A 22,290-nucleotide genomic window follows, 5' to 3' on the forward strand; every position below is an offset into this window, starting at 1 on the left:
GAGTTATTGGTTAATGAGTAATTTAGAAGAATTAACTTTAGTTCAGCTAAGGCAAAAAGCTAAGGATTTAGGCATAAAAAATATTAACAAAATGCGAAAAAGTGAGCTGATAACTCATATTGAAGAAAGTCATAACTCCTCTTTTTTAGAAGATAAGGCTAATCAGGATAGTATAGTAGAGACGACTAAGGTGCTTTTAGATGAACGGGATGCTGAAAGTGAAGAAGACGGACTGCTGATCGAAGAACCAGCGCTTCAAGAAATAGAAATGAAAAGCGAACGCATGGTGGGTGCTGGTATTCTTGAAATTATGGCAGACGGGTATGGTTTTTTAAGATCTCAGAACTTTATGCGCGGAGAAAATGATATTTATCTGTCTATTTCTCAAATTAGAAGATTCAATCTTAAAACAGGGGATTGGATAGAAGGCGATATGAGAAAGCCAAAAGAAGGTGAAAAAGCAGGAGCGCTTTTATATGTGCATAAAGTTAATGGGGACAGACCAGAGCGGGCTAAATATAGACCTAATTTTGAGACACTGACGCCGGTGTTTCCAAATGAAAGACTTCATCTTGAATATGAAAGAGATATTTTATCTACCCGTATTATCGATATCATTGCGCCTATTGGAAAAGGCCAAAGAGGACTTATTGTAGCGCCGCCTAAGGCCGGCAAAACAGTTCTTTTAAAACATGTTGCAAATGCAATTACACATAATCATAGTGAAGTATCACTTATTGTACTGCTTATTGATGAAAGACCTGAGGAAGTAACAGATATAAGGCGTTCTATACAAGGCAAAGATGTTCAAGTTATTGCATCAACTTTTGATGAGCCACCAGAACATCATAAACAAGTCGTAGAAATGGTATTAGAAAGAGCGAAACGCATGGTAGAACAAGGTAAAGACTTAGTTATCTTGCTGGATAGCATTACGCGTATGGCTAGAGCCTACAATCTTACTATTCCGCCAAGCGGCAGAACACTATCTGGAGGACTTGATCCGGCAGCACTCCATATGCCAAAGAAGTTTTTTGGTGCTGCAAGAAAAATAGAAAATGGGGGGAGTCTTACAATACTAGGGACTGCTCTAGTTGATACAGGAAGTAAGATGGATGAGGTAATTTTTGAAGAATTTAAAGGAACTGGTAATATGGAACTTGTCTTAGACAGGTCTCTTTCAGAAAGAAGAATTTTCCCAGCTATCGATATTTATAAATCAGGAACACGAAGGGATGATCTGCTCTTATTGCCAGAAGAAGTAAGCGTTGCCTATAGTATTCGCAAAGAGCTCAATCGCAATAATATCTCAGAGGTTACAGAAAACTTAATTAATACGATGTTAGTATGCGGTAGCAATAAAGATTTTGTAGAACGTATGAAAAAAACTTTATAATTTTTAGTTGAAATTGATAGGCAAATACTTGCAATGTCAAAGAACTCATGCTATAATTCTACTGTTGTCACAAAATCGCTAGATTGAAAATTAATATAGAAAAGAACGATGAAAGAGGTGAATCTAAATGAATAAAGAAATCCAACCAAAATATGAAGCAGTATCAGTTACTTGTAATGGATGTGGTAACACTATTGAAACATCTTCAACAAAAGAATCAATCAATGTAGAAGTGTGTTCAAAATGTCATCCTTTTTATACAGGTAAACAAAGAGCAGCTTCAGCAAAAGGAAGAATTGATAAATTTAATAAAAAATACGATAAGTAAGAAATTACAAAAGGGGTTGAGAGGATGGTCTCAACCTTTTTTTTGCAAAAATTGGAGGTGAGCGAATGGCAAAGATAAATATTGGAGGACAAGCTGTTATTGAAGGGGTAATGATGAAGGGGCGTCACATTTATGCTGTTTCAGTGAGAAAGGCAGATGGGACAATCACTACAGATATTCAGCACTCCACAACTATTATGGAACGCATTAAAATCTTAAAGCTGCCTATTCTAAGAGGTATGGCTACATTCGTTGAATCGCTTGTTTTAGGCGTGAAAACACTTAGTTTTTCAGCAGAATTATATGGTGAAGAAGAGGATGCTGAAGAGCCGAGTAAATTTGAAGTTTGGTTACAGAACAGGCTTGGTGATAAAGGCGAAAAGATTATAATGGGACTCACAATGTGTCTATCCTTTGTATTTGCTATAGGACTATTTATGGTCCTGCCAATGCTTATAAGCAGATTATTTAGACATCAAGCTACAAGTTCTTTTGTTCAGAATCTCATAGAAGGTATAATACGTATTACTATCTTTCTCATCTATATGAAACTCATTTCTAAAATGAAGGATATCGAACGAACTTTTCAGTATCATGGGGCAGAACATAAGACGATTAATTGTTTAGAAAATGAAAAAGAATTAACAGTAGAAAATGTTAAAGCTTGTAGCAGACTTCATAAAAGCTGTGGGACAAGTTTCTTATTTATCGTAATGATTACAAGTATTTTAGTCTTTACGTTATTTACTACACAAATTTTATGGCAAAGAACACTTATACGTATTTTTATGGTTCCTATTATAGCAGGGTTGTCTTATGAATTTGTAAGATGGGCAAGAATATCTCCAGACAATAAATTAGCAGATTTTTTAAGTAAACCAGGTATGTGGCTGCAAAGAGAATTTACAACTATAGAGCCAGATGATATGCAAATACAAGTTGCTATTGAAGCTGTAAAAGGAGTGCTCGAAAATGATGAGTCTGTTAGCAAGCAGTAGTCAGAATACAACATTACATGAATTAATAATGCAAGGTGAGCAAACGTTAAGAGCCTATCACAAACAAGATGCAGCGATCGATGCCAGGCTACTTATGTGTTATTTAATGGGCTGCAAGGATATTACACTCATTTTAAACAGAGATGAGATTGTATCTGGCCAACTAGAAGAATCATACTTATACCTTATAGCTAGAAGAACACAGGGTATACCCCTTCAATATCTTACAAAAAGCCAAGAGTTTATGGCACTTGACTTCTATGTAGATGAAAGAGTACTTATTCCCAGACAAGATACAGAGACATTAGTTGAGGCTATTATTAATATATCCAAAAAGCAGCCAATGCATCAGATGATAGAGATCGGTTCAGGTTCTGGGTGTATTAGTATTTCACTGGCACATTATATGCCAGACGTTCAGATCACAGCTATCGATATCTCACAAGCTGCACTGGATGTAACTTTGAAAAATGCAATGTATCATGGTGTAGACCATAGAATAAACTGTATTAAAAGCGACTTATTGAGTGATTTTAAAGGCGAGCCTAAAAGTATTGACTTAATTGTTTCAAATCCACCTTATATTTCAAAAGAGGAATGCAAAGACTTAATGCAGGAAGTAAATGATTATGAGCCTAAGCTTGCGCTGACAGATGGCGCAGACGGACTTACCTTTTACAGAAAAATATCTAATCAGGTAAAGCCATTTTTAAAACCAAACGGGATATTGGCATATGAGATAGGTTATAACCAAGGAGAAGCAGTAACAAATATATTAATAAATGAAGGATTTCAAGATATACAAATTATAAAAGATTTAACCGGAAAAGATAGAGTAGTAATAGCAAACTATTTTAAAAGTAGTTAAGCTGTGCTTTAAATTTGTTAAATAATGAGGTGACCCATGTTTACGCAGTTAGACGATTTAGTTGAGAAATTCAATGTTATAAGTGAACAAATTAGTCAGCCGGAAATAATAGCCGATCAAGATAAATGGAAAAAATTAATGAAAGAACATAGTGACTTAAGAGACATTGTTGAGAAGTACCAGGAATATAAAAACACGTTACAATCTATAGATGAAGCGCTCAGTATGTTAAATGAGAATTTAGACGATGATTTCAAGGAACTTGTAAAAGAAGAATTAGCTGAACACAAAAAAAGAGTAGAGCCTCTTAAAGATGAAATCAAATTACTTCTCCTTCCTAAAGACCCAAATGATGATAAAGATATTATTGTAGAAATAAGAGGTGGTGCTGGGGGAGATGAGGCGGCACTTTTTGCAGCAGACCTTTATCGCATGTATACAATGTATGCAGAGCGTAACCGTTGGAAAACAGAACTTATGTCTCTGAATGAAAATGGAATAGGTGGGTTTAAAGAAGTTGTCTTTATGATAAAGGGGCAAGGTGCGTATTCGAAACTTAAATATGAAAGCGGGGTACATCGTGTACAACGTATTCCGACTACTGAATCAGGGGGGCGTATTCATACATCAACAGTAACTGTAGCTATTCTTCCAGAAGCTGAAGAAGTAGATGTAGAGCTTAATATGAACGATGTTAGAGTAGATGTGTTTAGATCTTCAGGAAATGGAGGGCAAAGTGTTAATACAACAGACTCAGCTGTTCGTGTAACACATGTGCCTACAGGTCTTGTTGTATCCTGTCAAGATGGCAAATCCCAGCTTAAAAACAAAGATAAAGCCCTTACGGTACTTAGAGCAAGGCTTTATGAAATGGAGCAAGAAAAAAAGAATGCTGAACAAGCTGCAGAAAAGAAAAGTCAAGTTGGTACTGGGGATAGGAGTGAACGTATTAGAACTTATAATTTCCCTCAAGGACGTGTAACAGATCATAGAGTAGGACTTACGCTGCATAGGTTAGATCAAATACTAAATGGAGATATAGAAGAGATTATATCAACCCTCACTACTGTAGATCAGACAGAAAAATTAAAACAAGTAACAAATGGTTAAAAAGCTCGCCGTGATGGCGAGCTTTTTTAGTTCTAAACTTTGGATTTGTCCATACATTTATAGGAGGGGGAATCGATATGAATATATGGCTTATTGCAGCTATTGCACTTGTTGCTGAAGGGATAGGACTTGAAATCGGCATTATTCTTTTGTATGTATTTCGCGTTAAAAGTAATAGATTAATTGGGATGTTATTTGGCGGCACATCAGGACTGATGATTGCACTAATATGCTTTGACATACTGCCCCAAGCAATAGAAAAAAATAGAATAGATCTCGTGATGATAGGCATTATGATAGGTGTAACAATCGGGGTGTTACTAGATGATGTTACGCCCTATCTCGAAAAACTTATGAAAGTAAATAGCTCTAAAATGATTAGAACAGCGTTTACACTCGTTATAGGCATAGCGCTTCATAATATTCCAGAAGGGTTTGCGTTAGGGGCTTTATCTCATGTGTCGGCAGAAGCTATACAAAAGTTTGCTATTGTACTTATGCTGCATAGTATTCCGGAAGGGATTGCTTTAGCTATTACATTTAAGCAGGCAAAAGTAAAAATATCACTTGTTATGATGATCCCCTTAATATTGGGGAGTATTATGGGGGTAGCTGGCATATTAGGTTATGTGCTAAGTGGGATAAGTCCTAATTATATTGTGACTGCCCTTGGTCTTGCGGCAGGGATCATACTGTATATTGTATGTGAAGAACTTATTCCAGAGTCCAGAAAGATATGGAATGGAAGAACCACAACAATTGCAACTATAGTAGGTATGATGCTAGGGCTTCTCATTCTTACATAGTGTTTAAGAAGAAAATAAAACTTTGTTATAAATTGAACTAACAAAATATAGCAAATTATGGTATAATCATACTTTATAACCCAATAAAACTAGATATTTTGGAGTAAATAAGACATAAAAAGTATGAGAGTAGGAGACAGAGGATGAAAAAAAAGATAATAAGTATAGCTATGGGATTTATATTAGCCTGCAGTCCTATGAGTTATATACAGGCATCTGAGTATTTAGAGGAGCCAGAACTTAGTCAAACAGTAGGTAATAAGTTTTACATAGAGCCCGATCGTCAAAGTATTGAGCTTAAGATAGATAGTAAATACGCATTTATTAATCAAAAACAGTATCAACTTAATAGCGCACCAACTATTATTAAGGATAAATTATATGTACCTTTTAAGTTTATTGCAGATGAAATGCTTGATATACATGGACAGTTTGATATCAAAACCCGTAGAATAACCTTAAAGCAATATAATAAAACGATTGTCCTTACAGAGGGAAAGCAGACGGCCACTATTAATGGCCAAACGGTCAAATTAGAAGCTGCTCCGATTATTCAAAAGGGGGCTCTTTTACTGCCTTTTAAGTTTATAAGTGAACAGTTCAACATTTTATTTGAACTAGATAATGTAACTAGTACAGTTAAGTTTTCTTTGATCGAGGATATAAGTCAAAAAGTTGAAGGCAATAGACCAGTAGCGAAGTTTGCTTTTGAAAAGAATACTTTTGTTGCGGGACAAGCTATTAAAATACTAGATCAAAGTTTTGACCAAGACGGTGATGCCATTATTGAAAGACAATGGCAGATAGATCATGACAAAGCAAATAGAAGTTCAAGTTTAGAAGCTTTTTTGGAAAAGCCTGCGCCAGGAGAACATTATATTTCCTTAAGAGTAAAAGATAGTAAAAATAACTGGAGTGAGTGGTTTACCCAAAGTATTAGTATACAGCCTAATATAGCGCCTATTATTTCAAAACTTCAACTACCTAAAGAAAGTTTTGCTCAAGGAGAAGAAATAGATATTGAATATACCTATGAGAATGAAGCTTGGGAACCAATCGAAGAAGAATTATGGAGTTATAGCATAATAGATAAAAAAAGTAATCAAAAGGATAGCACGATAGGAAAGCCAAGGGCCCTTTTTTATCCAGGGGAATATAGTATTGAACTTCAGCTTAAAGATGCTTATGGTAATATGAGTGAAAAGATTGAAAAGGTAATTACTATTACCGATAAGATTATACAAACAGAACTTGATTATAAGTTTAAAAAGGGCATTATAGGAAGTGTTATAGATAATTATGCACAGTTTAATTATCAAAATTATAGTGTAGTGGATGATTATACGGTTACAAATACAGGAGCTAAACTTCTAATGAGTAACTCGCCTGAATCAGTTAATCAAAAAGGTATTTTGTATAAAGATAAAGTTCAAGGTGCAGGCAGAGTACTTTACCATCATAAAAATATAATGAATGATAGTTTTGAAAATAAACGTTTAGTTATTATGATGGAAAATAAAAATGAGACACCTATTACAGTAACCAAAAGACGAGAAGGGACAAGAGGTCCAACAAATGATATTCTGCACGCAGGATCATTGGCATTGGCTGATTTTTTAAATAAAGATTTTTATCATGAATACACACTACTTGCAGGAGAAAAAAAATATTTATTTGATACTGTAAAGCGTCAGTGGAATAGTGGGGATACTGTTTCTGGCATGATAGAGTTTTATAGTAACGAGGAAGTACATATCACTATTGCAGTCATTGGGCAAGATACACAGATTGCAGATATAGACGCCTTACCAATACTTGCAAAAGATGGTATACATACAAGAGGCAGTTTTGAGAATGCAGATAGATATTATAATTTAATGATTAATAATGATAAGCCTTATAAGATTATGCTGGGACTGCCTGCAAATAATATGGAAGATTGGCTTGAAGGCTATGATGCATTAACTGGAGAAAAAGTGATCAACAAAGGTAATTATGGGATGTTATATTGGCTAAGGCTTAGGGTTAAAGAAGAGACAGGTGTACTTTTTAATGTTAGAAGTAATATCTATAAAGGTGCTATTGCTTATACCGATAAAGGAGCTTATGCAATGCCCCAGAATGGTTTTGTCAAAGGGCCAAAGCAAGCTTTTGTAGCCGGTATTGTAAAAGAAAATAAAATGAGTGAACTGATTTATGCTCTGCCTAATGGATCAGCGGCCCCTGTCTTATTCTGTTTTATACCAAAAAGTCAATGGAATAAATAATGCTTATACTATAAGTATATTTTTCTCTTATTTCAATCACACTATAATCATAATGTGTATGAAGGAGAGAGACTATGCCCAAGTTAAGATGTAGTGTACGCACATGTTTACACCATTCCAATAATTTCTGCGGGATGGGGGCCATTACTGTAAGTGGAAAAACGGCGAGTGCATCCAATGAGACATGTTGCAATACTTTTTGTGATAATGAGGGTAATATGACAAATGCTGCAATAGACATAGACCCAAATACTGACACAGGTATTGCTTGTAACGTTCAACAATGTGTTTATAATCAAAATGATATCTGTATGGCGGGTGGCATCCAGGTAAATGGACAGTATGCAAGCCACCACGGAGAAACAGAATGTTCAAGCTTTTCCTATCAATAACCTATCAAAAAGTCCTAAGATCTTCTAGAGATTAGGACTTTTTGATATTGGGGCTGTTTTACTTAAGTAAAAGGTATACAATGACTATAGCAAGAAATCCATAAATGTATTATAGTAATAGAAAAGCTATTTTTAGAAGGGGAGAATTATGAATAAATTTGAAATTTTTTCAGAGTTTATGCCTACAGGTGACCAGCCACAAGCTATAGAGCAATTAGTGGAGAGTTTAAAACAAAACAATAAATATCAAACATTACTGGGGGTAACAGGTTCAGGAAAAACATTTACAATGGCTAACATTATAGAAAGAGTCCAAAAACCAACACTTATTATTGCCCATAATAAAACCTTAGCGGCGCAGTTATATAGCGAGTTTAAAGAGTTTTTTCCAAATAATGCAGTTGAGTATTTTGTATCTTATTATGATTATTACCAGCCAGAAGCCTATGTTGCACATAGTGATACGTATATTGAAAAAGATTCCAGCATTAATGAGGAAATTGATAAACTTAGGCACTCAGCTGCTGCAGCATTATGTGAGAGGGAAGATGTTATTGTGATTGCCAGTGTATCTTGTATTTATGGACTTGGAGATCCAATTGATTATACGAATCAAGTCCTTTCATTAAGAGTTCATGCAGAAATGGACAGAGATGATGTACTTAGAAAACTGATAGCGATTCAATATACAAGAAATGATATGGATTTTGCCCGGGCGACCTTTAGAGTAAGAGGCGACACTGTTGAGATCATTCCTGCTGCAATGTCAGAGAAAGCGCTACGCATAGAATTTTTTGGGGATGAAATAGATAGAATTTCTGAGATAGATCCTCTGACTGGAGCAGTTCTTGGATATAGAGATCATGTTGCTATTTTTCCAGCTTCTTTTTATGCCATTTCTTCAGATAAGATGCAGTTAGCTATTAAGAGAATAGAAGAGGAACTTGAAGAACGTCTAAAAGAACTTAAGTCAGAAGATAAACTTTTAGAAGCGCAGAGACTTGCACAAAGAACCCATTTTGATATTGAAATGCTTAGGGAGATGGGATATTGCTCGGGGGTAGAGAATTACTCAAGACATTTAGCTGGAAGAGAGGAAGGGAGTACGCCTTTTACATTACTTGACTATTTTAAAAAGGATTATCTGATGATTATTGATGAATCCCATATGACGGTACCGCAAGTGAGAGGGATGTATAATGGAGACAGAGCAAGAAAGACTGTGCTTGTAGATTATGGCTTTAGATTACCTTCGGCACTTGATAACAGACCTCTTAGATTTGAAGAGTTTGAATCTAAAATTAATCAGATTTTATTTGTTTCGGCTACACCGGCACAATACGAACTAGAGCATTCACTGGAAGTCACAGAACAGCTCATAAGACCAACGGGGCTACTAGATCCTATTGTAGAGGTAAGACCGATTAAAGGGCAGATAGATGACCTTTTAGGTGAGATAAATAAAATTACAGCCAAGGATGAAAAAGTATTAGTTACGACGCTGACTAAAAGAATGTCCGAAGATCTTACAGAGTATTTAAAAGAGATGGGTGTAAAAGTAAAATACCTGCATTCTGATATAGATACGCTCGAGCGTATTGAGATTATTAGGGATCTTAGGCTGGGGGTATTTGATGTATTAGTAGGGATTAACTTGTTACGAGAAGGACTTGATATACCAGAAGTTTCGCTGGTTGCAATATTAGATGCAGATAAAGAAGGTTTTCTGCGTTCAGAAACGGCTCTCATACAAACAATAGGTCGCGCAGCCAGAAATGCACAGGGCAGAGTTATTATGTATGCTGATCGTGTTACAAACTCTATGGAACGTGCTATTTCAGAAACGATAAGACGTAGAGCCATTCAAGAGAGCTATAATAAGACACATAATATTACACCAAAAACAATTAAGAAAAAGATAAGAGACCTTATTGTTGCAACTAAAATGGTTAAACAAGAGCAAGAGCTGTTTAAAGATAAGGCACCAGAAAGTATGACACATCAAGAGCTAGAAAAAGCAATGAAGAAAGTAGATAAAGATATGAAAAAAGCAGCTGCAGACCTTCAGTTTGAAAGAGCAGCTGAATTACGAGATATGCTTGTTGCGTTAAAGAAGATGTATGTAAGCAGATAAAATAGGAATTATTTAGTATAGTAAGCAATACCAACACATCCGGGGCCTACATGCAGGCCTATTACAGGACCTATACATTGAATAGTAACATCAATATGCACTTTCTCTTTAATGTTATTGGCAAGAAGCGCCCCCTCTTCCGGGCAGTTAATATGATGGACGATAACGCCTCCAAGGTCAGCCCCATTTATATCTTGTAAAAATTTATCTACCATAGTATCTATAGCTTTCTTTTTGGTACGTACCTTAGTAAAGATCGTGGTCATGCCATTTTGTACAGTTAAAATAGGCTTTATTTGGAGTAAGTTGCCAAGCAGTGAGGCGGCAGTACCAATGCGGCCTCCTTTTTTTAAATATGTTAATGTATCAGGAATAAATAAAAATGTGCTGTGTGTGATAACGTGCATCGCAGATTTTATGATATCATCCATAGATTTATAAAGAGAGGCTGCATGGGCTGCTTCAATAACTGCATAACCCATCTGCATACAATTGGTTCTTGAGTCAAGCAGTTCTATTTGGGCATGTGGATATTTTTCTAAAAGTAAATCACGGGTGATATGAGCGCCTGAAAAAGTTCCGCTCATATCAGATGATAAGAAAATGCCTAAGGCAGAATCACCATTTTGAATAATACGTTCAAAAGTTTTGAAAACTTCTTCAGGTGCAGGCTGAGAAGAAGTAGGCATTTCTTGTGCATTTTGCATTTCGTTATAAAAACTTTCAGTATCGATTTCGAGTTCGCGTGTGCTTTTCCCATTTAAAATAACACTTAATGAAATAATACTTATATCATACTTTTCAATATATTCCTGGGGTATGTAAGAAGTACTGTCAGTTACGAGTTTAATCATCTGGGTGATACCTCCCTAATTCTTAAAATGAATGAATATACTATTTTTAGTAAGGATAGTACAGTCAATATTAACTATAGTTTAACATTGATTAGAGGAAAATCCAACACTTTTGCTATAAAGGATAGATAATATGAGCAGGCTATGCTATCATTAAGATGATGCTATAAAGAATTGATAAAATGTAGTAGAACATGTATAATATGGATATACACATCTTCACCGAAGACACAGTATAGAGACTTTAAAATAAGGCTATAAAAGGAGGTCAAACAATGAAAAATAAAAACAACTACAAAGTTTGGGGTTTATCAATTATAGCTGTTGCAGTTATAATAGTTGGTATAGTTTTTACTATAACTCAAATTCAACAAAGAGACAGTGCTGTTAATAATGGGATCGGTGAGAGTAAACCGCAACAAAATGTATCGCAGCCAGCTGATACAAAAGAAAAGGATGCTACGGGTTCTACTGAGAAAGAAGAGAATAATCTAGTAGAGTCAAATCAATTAGCACTTTTTACAGGAGATACTGATACGTATAATAAAAAAGAATTAGAAACTATATCCGTACAAGAGGATTTAAGGTTAGAAAAGAAGTTAGAAATTATTGCATATGAGTTATCTAAGATGTACTTTGATAATTTCCCTATAGAAATAAAAGCAATTGAGCAGGTAGACGGCAAAAAAATAGCTGTTATTAATTTAAAAGAGAAGCAAGAATCTAATGATAAAAACAAGACGTGGATGCAGTATTTAAATGCTGGCAGTACAGGTTCAAAGATTACATTAATTACTTTAGAAGAATCCTTTTTACAAAGGGACTTTAAAGGTGAGTGGATTGATGCTATAAAAATAATATATGAAGAAAAAGATATTGAAGAGTTGGATCATTTTCCAGGGACGGAAGTTATATATCGTTAAATGCATTTAAGCGTAATAAAATAAAGATATAGCGTATTTCATAGGATGATATGCTATATCTTTATTTTTATTCATAAAGCCAATGCTTTTGCAATGTGTTGAATAAAGACTAAGCCTACTTTTAAAAGCACAGGCTTTTTTTGTAGGTTTGTTTCCAAACTATTAGGAGTTGCACTCAGCTCATGAATAAAGTTCTGTAAAGTATAAATTTTAAATCGTTCTATATCACTTTCTAAAGCGATAGGCTCAAGCAGGCTCAAAATAAGATCTTCATAAGTGCTACACATATCTAATTTTAAAAGCCGGCTAAGCTTAGGAAGAACCTTTTCAAACAATAAGCGTTCAGGTTGCATTTGGGTATATGACTGAAGAGATAAATTCTTACTTATTTGCAGTATAGTATCTGCAGAAAGTGATAGCAGGACATTTAAGAAAAACATATTGTCTGTTGAATAGATATAGTACTTAGTGCCTTTTAATTGATAAAGTGCTCGTTTTGTATCATAATAACCTAGCTTTAAATTATGTTGAATAAGGGCATTGTCAAAAATTAAAACTTTTCCTAGATCTTCAGAAGGTAGAATAGAAAGAATTGTAGTATTAGTATTTTTAGGTTTTTGTGAGATACCGATGCCAAATGTCCTAACGGCAATGATTCGGGTACATCCTTTACGGATTAATAGATTAATAGGACAATTGTCATAAATACCGCCGTCAAGAAAATATTTTCCGGCTATAGGTTCAAGTTTGAAAACGGGGAGATTAGCACTGGCCATTAAGTAAGCTGTTATCTTACCTTCGGGAATATCTTCTTTGTAAAGTTCCAGTGGTTTTAAGTCAGATAAAGAAACTGTAATCATGCCTAAATCAATAGGTGAAGCTCTTAGTTTATCTTCATCTATATAACTATCCAAGAGTTGTTTGATTTTTACTGTATCTAATCCTTTATTAGCAACAAATTCTTTGAGCTTTGCAGACACATAAAATAGCGTGTCACGGTCTATGTTCTTGTTAAGCAGGTTTTGCAGCTTGGTATCTTCAATATCAAATATTAACGAAGTGGTCATGTTTTCCCAAAGTTCATAACCCAGTTCAAAGTCACCCTGTGCAATAATAGCTGCATTAAATGCGCCAATAGAGGTACCGGCTACAGCATCAAAAGTGTAACCTTCTTCTAGAAGTGATTTAACTGCTCCCATATGAAAAGCGCCTTTAGCGCCGCCACCTTCTAAAGCTAATCCTAGCATAGCACCCTCCTTATAAACTATAAATATAATACTTATTATACAGTATAATAGTATAGATTTCACATTTTAAAGTTTAAGTTATTCATGATATTATTTAATGTGAAATCATTCTGAGAAACACCATTATAGTAGTGAATAAATCAAGTTTATATGTTGTTTCTCTATATTATATTTATTATATCAATGTATTATGAAAATAGAGCTTGTTGCATAGTGCACATTCAATTACAGTATAATAAGCATAGATAAATTCAAGAAATATTATAGTGAGGTATGATATGTTTGTAGGGGTTATAAAAATAAAGTTATACGCAGACTGGGTGCATTCGCTTAAAGAAAAAAGAATGATTGTGCAAAGTATTATAGGCAAAACAAGGCATCAATTCAATGTATCTATTAATGAGATTGATTTGCTTGATGTGCACCAGACCATCATGCTTGGAATAAGTATGGTTTCTAATTCTGAGGCACAGTTAAGCCGCAGTTTGGATAAGGTCATTAGTTTTATAGAAAGTCATACAGAAGCAGTTGTGATGGATATAGAAATAGAAATGATGTAATCAAGTAATGAAGTAATGAAGTAAATAGACAAAGTCCCGGATTCAATAAAATTGAGCCGGGACTTTATAAGATTATTTACGAATAAACATTTGTGTCCAGTAATGACCGCTGGCATCATAGCCTATACCTATTAATGTGAATTCGGGTTTAAGTATATTTGCTTTGTGCCCTGGACTATTCATCCAACCCTGCATAACAGATTCTGGCGATTGGTAGCCCATAGCAATATTTTCGCCGGCCATTGTATAACTTATACCAAAGCTTGTCATCATATCAAAGGGTGAACCATATGTTGGGCTTATATGATCAAAATAACGATTAACTCGCAGATCTTCAGATTTTTTACGAGCCACAATTCTAAGTGGCTCATCCATTGTTAAAGAAGAAAGACCAGCCTTAATACGTTCGATGTTAACGAGTTCTAATATTTTATTTTCAAATGTAATAATAGAATGGGTGTCTATAGGTGTGGCAATAGCTTTAGGGATTAAAACTGTTATTTTACCATTTTTCCAATCAACTTGGTAACCAAAAGCTTCTGCTAAAAGACGTAACTTAATATAACTTCTGTTATTTTTTATTTCTATAGCTTGATAATATGTCGTACCATTTATAACGAGCGCTTTCGTTCTAGAATTAGCTCTTGCAACTGTATTCTTAAGCGTTAAGGTGTTTCTTCCAGATAATGTGATGTGAGGTTCTTGCCAGTCTATAATTAAACCAAGGGCTTCACCTACAGCTCTAATGGGAATCATAGTGCTGTTTGATGCTGAAATATAAGGTTGATTACTACGCAGGTCTAAAGCTTTATTCTGAACTGAAACAGAAATAGTGCTGGCCAACAGATTAGAAGTACTCATTATAAGCACAAATGAAACAAGTATGGCGCTCTTAATCTTTCTCATGTGTTGATAAAAAGGTTTATTGTTTTTCATATGCAGAGCCCTCCAACTCATTAGTGTGTCAATGTGAGTGTATAGTGTAATCGTACTATAATAGTATACAATGATTAAGTTTAAACAACAATATGCAACAACAAATTACCATATAATGCCTAGTATAAAAATATAAATATTAACAATATAAGTATATACTAGCTGAACCAAATTATTTTACCCTATCAATAGTAGTAAGAGATATTTATAGCGTAAGCTCTTTATGGAAAAAAGTGTGACATAGAGTTATTGAAAAAAACTCGAACATATGTTTGAAAAATAAAAAGCATGTGATATAATAGATTAAAACTATGGATAATTTAAGAAGGGGTATGTATGAAAAATAAGATTATAATAAAAGGTGCCAAAGAGCATAATCTTAAAAATATAGATTTAGAGCTTCAAAGAGATCAATTTATTGTTTTTACAGGACTCAGTGGATCTGGAAAATCTTCACTTGCTTTTGATACTATTTATGCGGAAGGGCAAAGACGCTATGTAGAATCTCTATCAGCTTATGCAAGACAGTTCTTAGGGCAAATGGAAAAACCAGATGTAGAGAGCATAACAGGCCTATCACCGGCAATCTCTATTGATCAAAAAACAACCAGTAAAAACCCACGTTCTACAGTAGGAACTGTGACAGAAATATATGATTATATTAGACTTTTATTTGCAAGGGTAGGTATCCCACATTGTCCCAATTGTGGAAAAGAAATAAAAAAACAAACGATAGATCAAATTGTAGATCAGCTCATGGAGCTTGAAGAACGTACACGTATTCAGTTATTAGCACCTGTAGTCAGAGGGCGTAAGGGCCTGCATGAGAAGGTTTTAGAACATGCTAAAAAACAAGGCTATGTAAGAGTACGTATTAATGGAGAAATCTATGATCTTTCAGAAGAAGAGATTGTGCTGGATAAAAATAAAAAACATACGATAGAAGTAGTAGTTGACAGACTAAGTATTAAAGACGGTATAGAAAAGCGGCTTACAGATTCTATTGAAACAGTTATGAAGTTAACGGGAGGCCTGCTCGTTGTAGATGTTATAGGGCAAGAAGAGATGCGATTTAGCCAAAGTTTCTCTTGTCCCGATTGTAATATCAGCATAGATGAAATCGAGCCAAGACTTTTTTCCTTTAATAATCCGCATGGAGCATGCCCGGTTTGTACAGGACTTGGAGAAAGACTAGAGGTAGATCCAGAACTGGTTATTCCTAATCAGAGTCTTACCTTAAGACAAGGGGCAATAGCTGTTATGGGATGGGGTTCAATAGGTAATCCTGAAAGCTACGCCTATGCGCTTTTTAATGCACTCATGGCAAAATATCAATTTGACTTAGATACACCGTATAAAGATTTGCCGCAAAAAGTTAAAGATATAATCCTCTATGGTACAGGCAAACATACTATTAAATTTACGTTTACCGGCGAATATGGGACAAGAGAGTATGACTATGTATTTGAGGGAGTACTGGCTAATACCGAAAGACGTTATAAAGAAACGAATTCTGAAGGTATGAAGCAAGAGTATGAAAACTTTATGACAAGTATTCCTTGCAGCAGCTGTAAAGGCGCAAGGCTGAAGCCAGAAGCTCTTGCTGTTACAGTTGGAGACAAAAACATCAATCATATTACGCAAGTGTCTATTGGTGAATTAAAGAGCTTTTTTGAGACTATTACGCTTAATGAGAGACAAAGAAAAATAGGTGAACAGATTTTTAATGAGATTCATGCCAGACTTGGATTTCTTGTAGATGTAGGCCTGGATTACTTGACTTTATCAAGGTCAGCCGGTACGCTCTCAGGCGGGGAAGCACAAAGAATAAGGCTGGCAACACAGATTGGTTCTGGGCTTGTAGGGGTACTTTATATTTTAGATGAACCGAGTATCGGGCTTCATCAACGAGATAATGAAAAACTTATACAGACCCTTGTTAGGTTAAGAGATTTAGGCAATACGCTTATTGTGGTAGAACACGATGAAGATACCATGCATGCAGCAGATTGGATTGTAGATATTGGTCCAGGAGCCGGGGAACATGGCGGGGAAGTCATAGCATCAGGGCCTATTGATACGATTTTGACCTGTGAGTCGTCTGAGACTGGCGCATATCTTAGCGGCAAAAAGAAAATAGATATCCCGCCAATCAGAAGAATAGGAAGTGGAGAGTATCTTACTGTTAAAGGGGCAAGAGAGAATAATCTTAAGAATGTTAAGCTGCGTCTGCCGCTGGGGACATTTACTTGTATTACCGGCGTATCTGGCTCAGGAAAAAGTACATTAATTAATGAAATTCTTCTTAAGAGACTTGCAAGAGACTTAAATGGGGCGAGATTAAAACCGGGTCTTCATGATGAAATACAAGGGATAGAATATCTTGATAAAGTGATTAATATAGACCAGTCACCTATTGGCAGAACACCAAGGTCAAATCCTGCCACCTATACAGGAGTATTTGATCAAATTAGAGACTTATTTGCGCAAACCCAGGAAGCTAAAATGAAGGGGTATCAAAAAGGCAGGTTCAGCTTCAATGTTAAGGGGGGAAGATGTGAAGCGTGTCAAGGGGATGGGATGATAAAAATAGAAATGCACTTTTTGCCTGATGTTTATGTACCTTGTGAGGTATGTAAAGGCAAACGTTATAACAGAGAAACCTTAGAAGTAAAATATAAGGAGAAGTCTATATCCGATGTACTTCATATGACAGTAGAAGAGGCTCTTATGTTTTTTCAAAACATACCGGCTATTGAGCGTAAACTTAGAACATTATACGATGTAGGGCTATCCTACATTCGATTAGGACAACCCTCTACAACCCTATCAGGGGGAGAAGCGCAAAGAGTTAAGCTTGCAACAGAACTCAGTAAGCGCAGTACAGGCAAAACTATGTATATTTTAGATGAACCTACAACGGGGCTACATTTTGCTGATGTTCATAAGTTGATCGGGATATTAGACCGATTAGTTGAAACTGGTAATACAGTCGTTGTAATCGAGCATAATTTAGATGTAATTAAAACATCAGACTATATAGTTGACTTGGGGCCAGAAGGCGGCATGCGCGGTGGTATGATAATAGCTGAAGGGACTCCTGAACAAGTTGCTAAAAAGGCAAAGTCTTATACGGGTCAGTTTCTTAAAAAGTATCTAAAGGGATAATCAAAAGGGTAGCATATCACATTGTGATATGCTACCCTTTCATAGTTATATAAAGAATCATTTAAAATATTTATTTTAATTACTAGTAGAAACTGTATTGATGATAAGGCTGCCGTTTTCGTAGTCGGCAATGAGGCCAAGAGAATTGTCTTTCACAACAATAATAATTTTATCATAAGTACTATATTCATCTTCTATATCGTCAATAATGTCGTCGAGATACTTTCTTAAATTGCTACGGCTAATATCATTCCAAGCTGCTCTGTAATCCGTACCGCTCGTTCTCAGATTCACATTAAGTGTAGCTGTCAACGTACTGCTTCTTTCACTCAGGTCTATGGCGTTAATGGGAATGCTAGGTGTTACGATATTAATTGTTTTATAGTATCTTTCCAGTTCTGTTTCAAACTCAGAAAGTGAAAGATAAGACTCTTCTTCATAGGTATAAGAACCTGTTTTAGAATATCTGAAGGTTGCAACTTCTTTATCTGTACGGCTGTCCTCTAATGTTCCTCTAATTTCAGTATCTTTATGAGCACTTGCAATATCATAACAGATTTCTCTTATAAACTGTTTGCGTCTTGATTCAGTTGTTTTAGCAAAGTCGCTGCTGTCATATCTGCTGTCATAAGAGACAGTTAGCTCTAAACGGCTAGAGACAAGTCTAAGATTAAATTCCCAATCGATATTGTAATCATCATAGTAAGTATCTTTAATTTTGCTTAAAGTATTATTAATGGCAGCGGTTGTTAGATTACTTCCTTCTGTACCAGTGCCTTTAAAGGTTTCAAGTTCTTTTTTTGCAACGTCTAATTGCTGCTTAAGGGATGCAATCTCAAAGTTTTTAGCCGCGAGCTCTTGTTCAGTTGAAACATTGGAGCTTGTTTGGCTTGCAATATAAATCGTATTATTAGCCCAATTTACATTAGCTCCCATGATCTCACTTACTGCACGAAGGGGTACATATGTAGTGCCGTTTACTAAAAAAGGCTCACTGCTTAATATTTTAGTCTGCCCATTATATGATATAGCTATATTGCTATAAACAGCTTTAAGTGATTTTGTAATGCTTGCAGCATTTAAAACAGTACCAGACAGTGCAATGCCAAGTCCTAAGGTCAAACATAAGACTTTATAAGATTTAAATTTTTTCATGGTATCCTCCTTAATAATTAAATAAATTTATTGATTTAATTATTTGTATTTAAGTTAAGTATATATAAAATTTACCATAATTTCAATGTATTATTCCAAAATATACTAATTTAATACAACTGAAACAATGCAGTAATATTACGAGATATGCTATAATAGAGAAAGATAAAGCCTAGTTATGCATAAAGGAGAAGCTTATGTTTAATATAGAAGAAGAACTCAAAAAGCTCCCGGATCAGCCAGGAGTTTACTTAATGAAGGATGAAGACAATCAAACAATATATGTCGGTAAAGCGATTAATCTTAAAAACCGTGTCAAACAATATTTTCAAAGCTCCAGAAACCATTCGCTGAAAGTAAAAAAAATGGTTCAAAACATCAGGTCTTTTGAATATATTGTGACGCGGTCTGAAATGGAAGCATTGGTTTTAGAGTGTAACTTTATTAAAAAGTATAATCCTAAATATAATATCCGCCTTAAAGATGATAAGCATTATCCTTATATTAAACTGAATATAAAAGATGCCTTTCCAAAACTTACGATTGTTCGCCATATGAAAAAAGATGGGGGCAAATATTTCGGGCCTTATACAGATGTACAGGCTATGTGGGAACTTGTAGATATTATTAAGCAAACATGGGCACTTAGAACTTGTTCAAGAAATCTACCTAAAGATATAGGTAAAGAAAGACCTTGTTTAAACTACCATATTGGAAAGTGCTATGCACCATGTGCGGGGCACATAGATCAAGCCAAATATTCTGAGATGGTTGAAGAAGTGGAAGATTTTCTAAGCGGCAAGTACAATAGCATAATTAAAAAACTGCAAGATGATATGCAAAAGGAAGCTGAACAATTAAACTTTGAAAAAGCAGCTGCTTTAAGAGATCAAATACATGCCATAAAAAAATTAGAGCAAAAGCAGAATGCTACGACAAATAGTATGGCTGACCAAGATATTATTGCTTTTGCAAAAAGTCCGGAAGATACGCTTATACAAGTTTATTTTGTAAGACAGGGCAAGTTAGTAGGCAGAGAGCACTTTTATTTAGAAGATACTGAGGACGAGACTATAGAAACTATTTTTAGAGACTTTATTGTTCAGTTTTATGCTGATGCAACGTTTATACCTAAAGAAATTATTATAGAGAGAGTTCCCTATGAAATGGACATCTTAGAAAGCTACTTAACTGCAAAAAAAGGGTCAAAAGTAAAACTTATTATCCCACAAAAAGGGACAAAGCACGGAATCTTAGAACTTGCGAGTAAAAATGCAGAACTTACTTTTGGAAGATTTGGAGAACATTTAAAACAAGAAGAACAAAAGACCACAGGTGCATTATCAGAACTTAAAGAAGCTTTAGGATTTAAAAAGACGCCTTATCGCATAGAAGCCTACGATATATCCAATACACAAGGGATACAATCAGTTGGTGGAATGGTTGTATTTGAAGGTGGAAAACCTAAGAAAAGTGATTATCGCAAGTTCAAGATTAAGAGTGTAGTAGGTGCTAATGATTATGGCAGCATAGAAGAAGTTATTGAAAGACGTATCTTAAGAATGCGTAATGAGCAAGAAGAAAATAGTTTTACAAAAGTGCCAGATGTGTTTTTTATTGACGGCGGAAAAGGTCAAGTGAGTGCAGCAGAAAAAATAGTTACTAAACATGGGCTTAATATTCCTGTTTGTGGGATGGTAAAAGATGACAAGCATAGAACGAGAGGTTTATTATATAAGGAAAAAGAGGTTGTACTATTAAAGCAGACCGAAGGTTTCAAGCTTATTGCAAGAATACAGGATGAGGTGCATAGATTTTCAATAGAGTATCATAAAAAATTACGTAGCAAAGCTCAGATACAGTCTGTACTTGACGATATTAAGGGTATAGGCAAAGAAAGAAAAAAAGCATTGATTCAGCATTTTGGAAGTGTAGAGCGTTTAAGTCAGGCAACACTTCAAGAAATTCAGGAGGCCCCAGGGATTTCTAAAGCAGTTGCGGATAATATTTATGCGTATTTTCATATACATGCTTAAGTAAAGAGTGTATCAAAAGCAAACAATAGGTGGTATAATAAAATCGAAAGATAGAATAGATTAGGAGGAGATTAGGTGTATTTTGTAACAGTAAGTCAGTTAAAAGAACAATTTAAACTTGAATTATTGACCCCAGACATTGATTATAAAGATAGAAAGATTACCGTATGTGATGTAAACAGACCTGCGCTTCAGCTGGCAGGTTTTTTTGATTACTTTGATGCAACTAGGCTTCAAATCATTGGGAAAGTAGAGCATACTTATTTAGAAAAAATAAGTGAGGAGGAAAGAGATAAAAAAATCAAACGACTTATGTCGTATAAAGAAATTCCATGTATTATCTTATGCAGAGAAGAAATAGAACCTTTTGAGTGTATGGTGGCATGTGCTAAGGAAAATGGCATTCCTATATTTAAGACAGACTTGCCAACTACCAGTTTTTTAGCAGAGGCCAATAGATGGCTGCATGTTGAGTTGGCACCCAGGATTTCTATGCATGGCGTATTAGTAGATATTTATGGGGAAGGCGTACTTATTACTGGGGAAAGTGGTATAGGTAAAAGTGAGACAGCACTAGAACTTGTTCGAAGGGGACATCGTCTAGTAGCAGATGATGCAGTAGAAATTAAACAAGTTTCAGCGAATACGCTTTTAGGATGTGCACCAGAAGTAATCAGACACTTTATTGAGGTAAGAGGGATAGGGATAGTTGATATTAAACAAATATTTGGGGTTGGTTCTGTAAAAGAGATGAAAAATATAGATCTTGTCATAAGGCTGGAACTCTGGGATCAAAATAAACAATATGACCGCCTTGGACTTATTAATGAATACACTGATATTTTAGGTATAAAAGTAGTTACAAACTCGATTCCAATAAGACCAGGAAGAAATATTGCTATTATTTGTGAAACAGCTGCAATTAATTTTAGACAAAAGAAAATGGGCTATAACGCTGCAGAAGCACTTAATGATAGAGTAATGAGTAATTTACAGAAAAAACCATTAATTTAGCAGGATCGTGATAAGAAGATACGGCAGAACGCCATGCTAGAGGTATATTATCAGAATCAGATACCATACTATAAGAGAAAAGATATCATTGTTGTAAA

The 22,290-nt window shown here is 35.1% G+C and carries 18 protein-coding genes; 14 read left to right on the plus strand and 4 right to left on the minus strand.

Annotated elements, in window-relative coordinates; genetic code table 11:
- The first annotated feature begins 13 nt into the window (after nt 1–13).
- The 9 genes from rho to uvrB all read left to right on the plus strand — a co-directional run bounded on the left by rho (nt 14) and on the right by uvrB (nt 10,299).
- Complete coding sequence (rho, locus tag BN3326_RS01105) at nt 14–1,396, plus strand: transcription termination factor Rho (RefSeq protein ID WP_069997278.1); 1,383 nt, start codon at nt 14–16, stop codon at nt 1,394–1,396.
- 127 nt (nt 1,397–1,523) lie between these two features.
- The gene (gene rpmE / locus BN3326_RS01110; RefSeq protein ID WP_069997279.1) at nt 1,524–1,724 is read left to right on the plus strand and encodes a 50S ribosomal protein L31; all 201 of its coding nucleotides are present in this window, start codon (nt 1,524–1,526) and stop codon (nt 1,722–1,724) included.
- Nucleotides 1,725–1,789: 65 nt separating this feature from the next.
- Entirely contained in the window at nt 1,790–2,722 is a 933-nt protein-coding gene (locus tag BN3326_RS01115) for a DUF1385 domain-containing protein (protein ID WP_069997280.1), read from the plus strand.
- Nucleotides 2,697–3,590, plus strand: a complete 894-nt coding sequence (gene prmC / locus BN3326_RS01120) for a peptide chain release factor N(5)-glutamine methyltransferase (protein ID WP_083258443.1) — start codon at nt 2,697–2,699, stop codon at nt 3,588–3,590. Before BN3326_RS01115 ends, prmC begins: the two co-directional genes overlap by 26 nt.
- A 36-nt stretch (nt 3,591–3,626) precedes the next feature.
- The gene (prfA, locus tag BN3326_RS01125; protein WP_069997281.1) at nt 3,627–4,700 is read left to right on the plus strand and encodes a peptide chain release factor 1; all 1,074 of its coding nucleotides are present in this window, start codon (nt 3,627–3,629) and stop codon (nt 4,698–4,700) included.
- Nucleotides 4,701–4,777: 77 nt separating this feature from the next.
- On the plus strand, nt 4,778–5,506 hold the full coding sequence (locus tag BN3326_RS01130; RefSeq protein ID WP_069997282.1) for a ZIP family metal transporter: 729 nt from the start codon (nt 4,778–4,780) through the stop codon (nt 5,504–5,506).
- 143 nt (nt 5,507–5,649) lie between these two features.
- A complete protein-coding gene (locus tag BN3326_RS01135; protein WP_069997283.1) occupies nt 5,650–7,773 on the plus strand; it encodes a copper amine oxidase N-terminal domain-containing protein in 2,124 nt (707 codons plus the stop codon).
- Between the two features lie 74 nt (nt 7,774–7,847).
- Nucleotides 7,848–8,165 carry a DUF1540 domain-containing protein gene (locus BN3326_RS01140; RefSeq protein WP_069997284.1) on the plus strand — a complete coding sequence of 106 codons (318 nt, stop codon included), beginning with the start codon at nt 7,848–7,850 and terminating at the stop codon, nt 8,163–8,165.
- A 148-nt stretch (nt 8,166–8,313) separates the two neighbouring features.
- Entirely contained in the window at nt 8,314–10,299 is a 1,986-nt protein-coding gene (gene uvrB, locus BN3326_RS01145; protein ID WP_069997285.1) for an excinuclease ABC subunit UvrB, read from the plus strand.
- A gap of 8 nt (nt 10,300–10,307) precedes the next feature.
- On the opposite strand, the gene BN3326_RS01150 is transcribed toward uvrB, so the two are convergent.
- A complete protein-coding gene (locus BN3326_RS01150) occupies nt 10,308–11,153 on the minus strand; it encodes a DegV family protein (RefSeq protein ID WP_069997286.1) in 846 nt (281 codons plus the stop codon).
- A 275-nt stretch (nt 11,154–11,428) separates the two neighbouring features.
- On the opposite strand from BN3326_RS01150, the gene BN3326_RS01155 reads away from it, so the two are divergent.
- Nucleotides 11,429–12,076 carry a hypothetical protein gene (locus BN3326_RS01155; protein WP_069997287.1) on the plus strand — a complete coding sequence of 216 codons (648 nt, stop codon included), beginning with the start codon at nt 11,429–11,431 and terminating at the stop codon, nt 12,074–12,076.
- Between the two features lie 71 nt (nt 12,077–12,147).
- On the opposite strand, the gene BN3326_RS01160 is transcribed toward BN3326_RS01155, so the two are convergent.
- Nucleotides 12,148–13,323: a patatin-like phospholipase family protein gene (locus BN3326_RS01160; protein WP_069997288.1), complete on the minus strand. Its 1,176-nt coding sequence runs from the start codon at nt 13,321–13,323 to the stop codon at nt 12,148–12,150.
- A gap of 278 nt (nt 13,324–13,601) precedes the next feature.
- Between BN3326_RS01160 and BN3326_RS01165 the strand changes: the two genes are divergently transcribed.
- Nucleotides 13,602–13,883, plus strand: coding sequence for a DUF503 domain-containing protein (locus BN3326_RS01165; protein WP_069997289.1), 282 nt, complete (start codon nt 13,602–13,604; stop codon nt 13,881–13,883).
- A 72-nt stretch (nt 13,884–13,955) separates the two neighbouring features.
- Here the strand turns inward: BN3326_RS01165 and BN3326_RS22290 are convergent, their stop codons facing one another.
- Nucleotides 13,956–14,819 carry a stalk domain-containing protein gene (locus tag BN3326_RS22290; RefSeq protein ID WP_069997290.1) on the minus strand — a complete coding sequence of 288 codons (864 nt, stop codon included), beginning with the start codon at nt 14,817–14,819 and terminating at the stop codon, nt 13,956–13,958.
- Between the two features lie 336 nt (nt 14,820–15,155).
- Here BN3326_RS22290 and uvrA point away from each other — a divergent pair, with 336 nt between their 5' ends.
- Nucleotides 15,156–17,987, plus strand: coding sequence for an excinuclease ABC subunit UvrA (uvrA, locus tag BN3326_RS01175; RefSeq protein ID WP_069997291.1), 2,832 nt, complete (start codon nt 15,156–15,158; stop codon nt 17,985–17,987).
- A gap of 75 nt (nt 17,988–18,062) precedes the next feature.
- Here the strand turns inward: uvrA and BN3326_RS01180 are convergent, their stop codons facing one another.
- A complete protein-coding gene (locus BN3326_RS01180) occupies nt 18,063–19,142 on the minus strand; it encodes a copper amine oxidase N-terminal domain-containing protein (protein WP_069997292.1) in 1,080 nt (359 codons plus the stop codon).
- Nucleotides 19,143–19,339: 197 nt separating this feature from the next.
- On the opposite strand from BN3326_RS01180, the gene uvrC reads away from it, so the two are divergent.
- Both uvrC and hprK read left to right on the plus strand, forming a co-directional pair.
- A complete protein-coding gene (gene uvrC, locus BN3326_RS01185) occupies nt 19,340–21,178 on the plus strand; it encodes an excinuclease ABC subunit UvrC (RefSeq protein ID WP_069997293.1) in 1,839 nt (612 codons plus the stop codon).
- A 75-nt stretch (nt 21,179–21,253) separates the two neighbouring features.
- The gene (gene hprK, locus BN3326_RS01190) at nt 21,254–22,192 is read left to right on the plus strand and encodes an HPr(Ser) kinase/phosphatase (protein WP_069997294.1); all 939 of its coding nucleotides are present in this window, start codon (nt 21,254–21,256) and stop codon (nt 22,190–22,192) included.
- Nucleotides 22,193–22,290 lie beyond the last annotated feature (98 nt).

Origin of the sequence: Cellulosilyticum sp. I15G10I2, from assembly GCF_900095725.1 — a bacterium.
Classification (GTDB): Bacteria; Bacillota; Clostridia; order Lachnospirales; family Cellulosilyticaceae; genus FMMP01.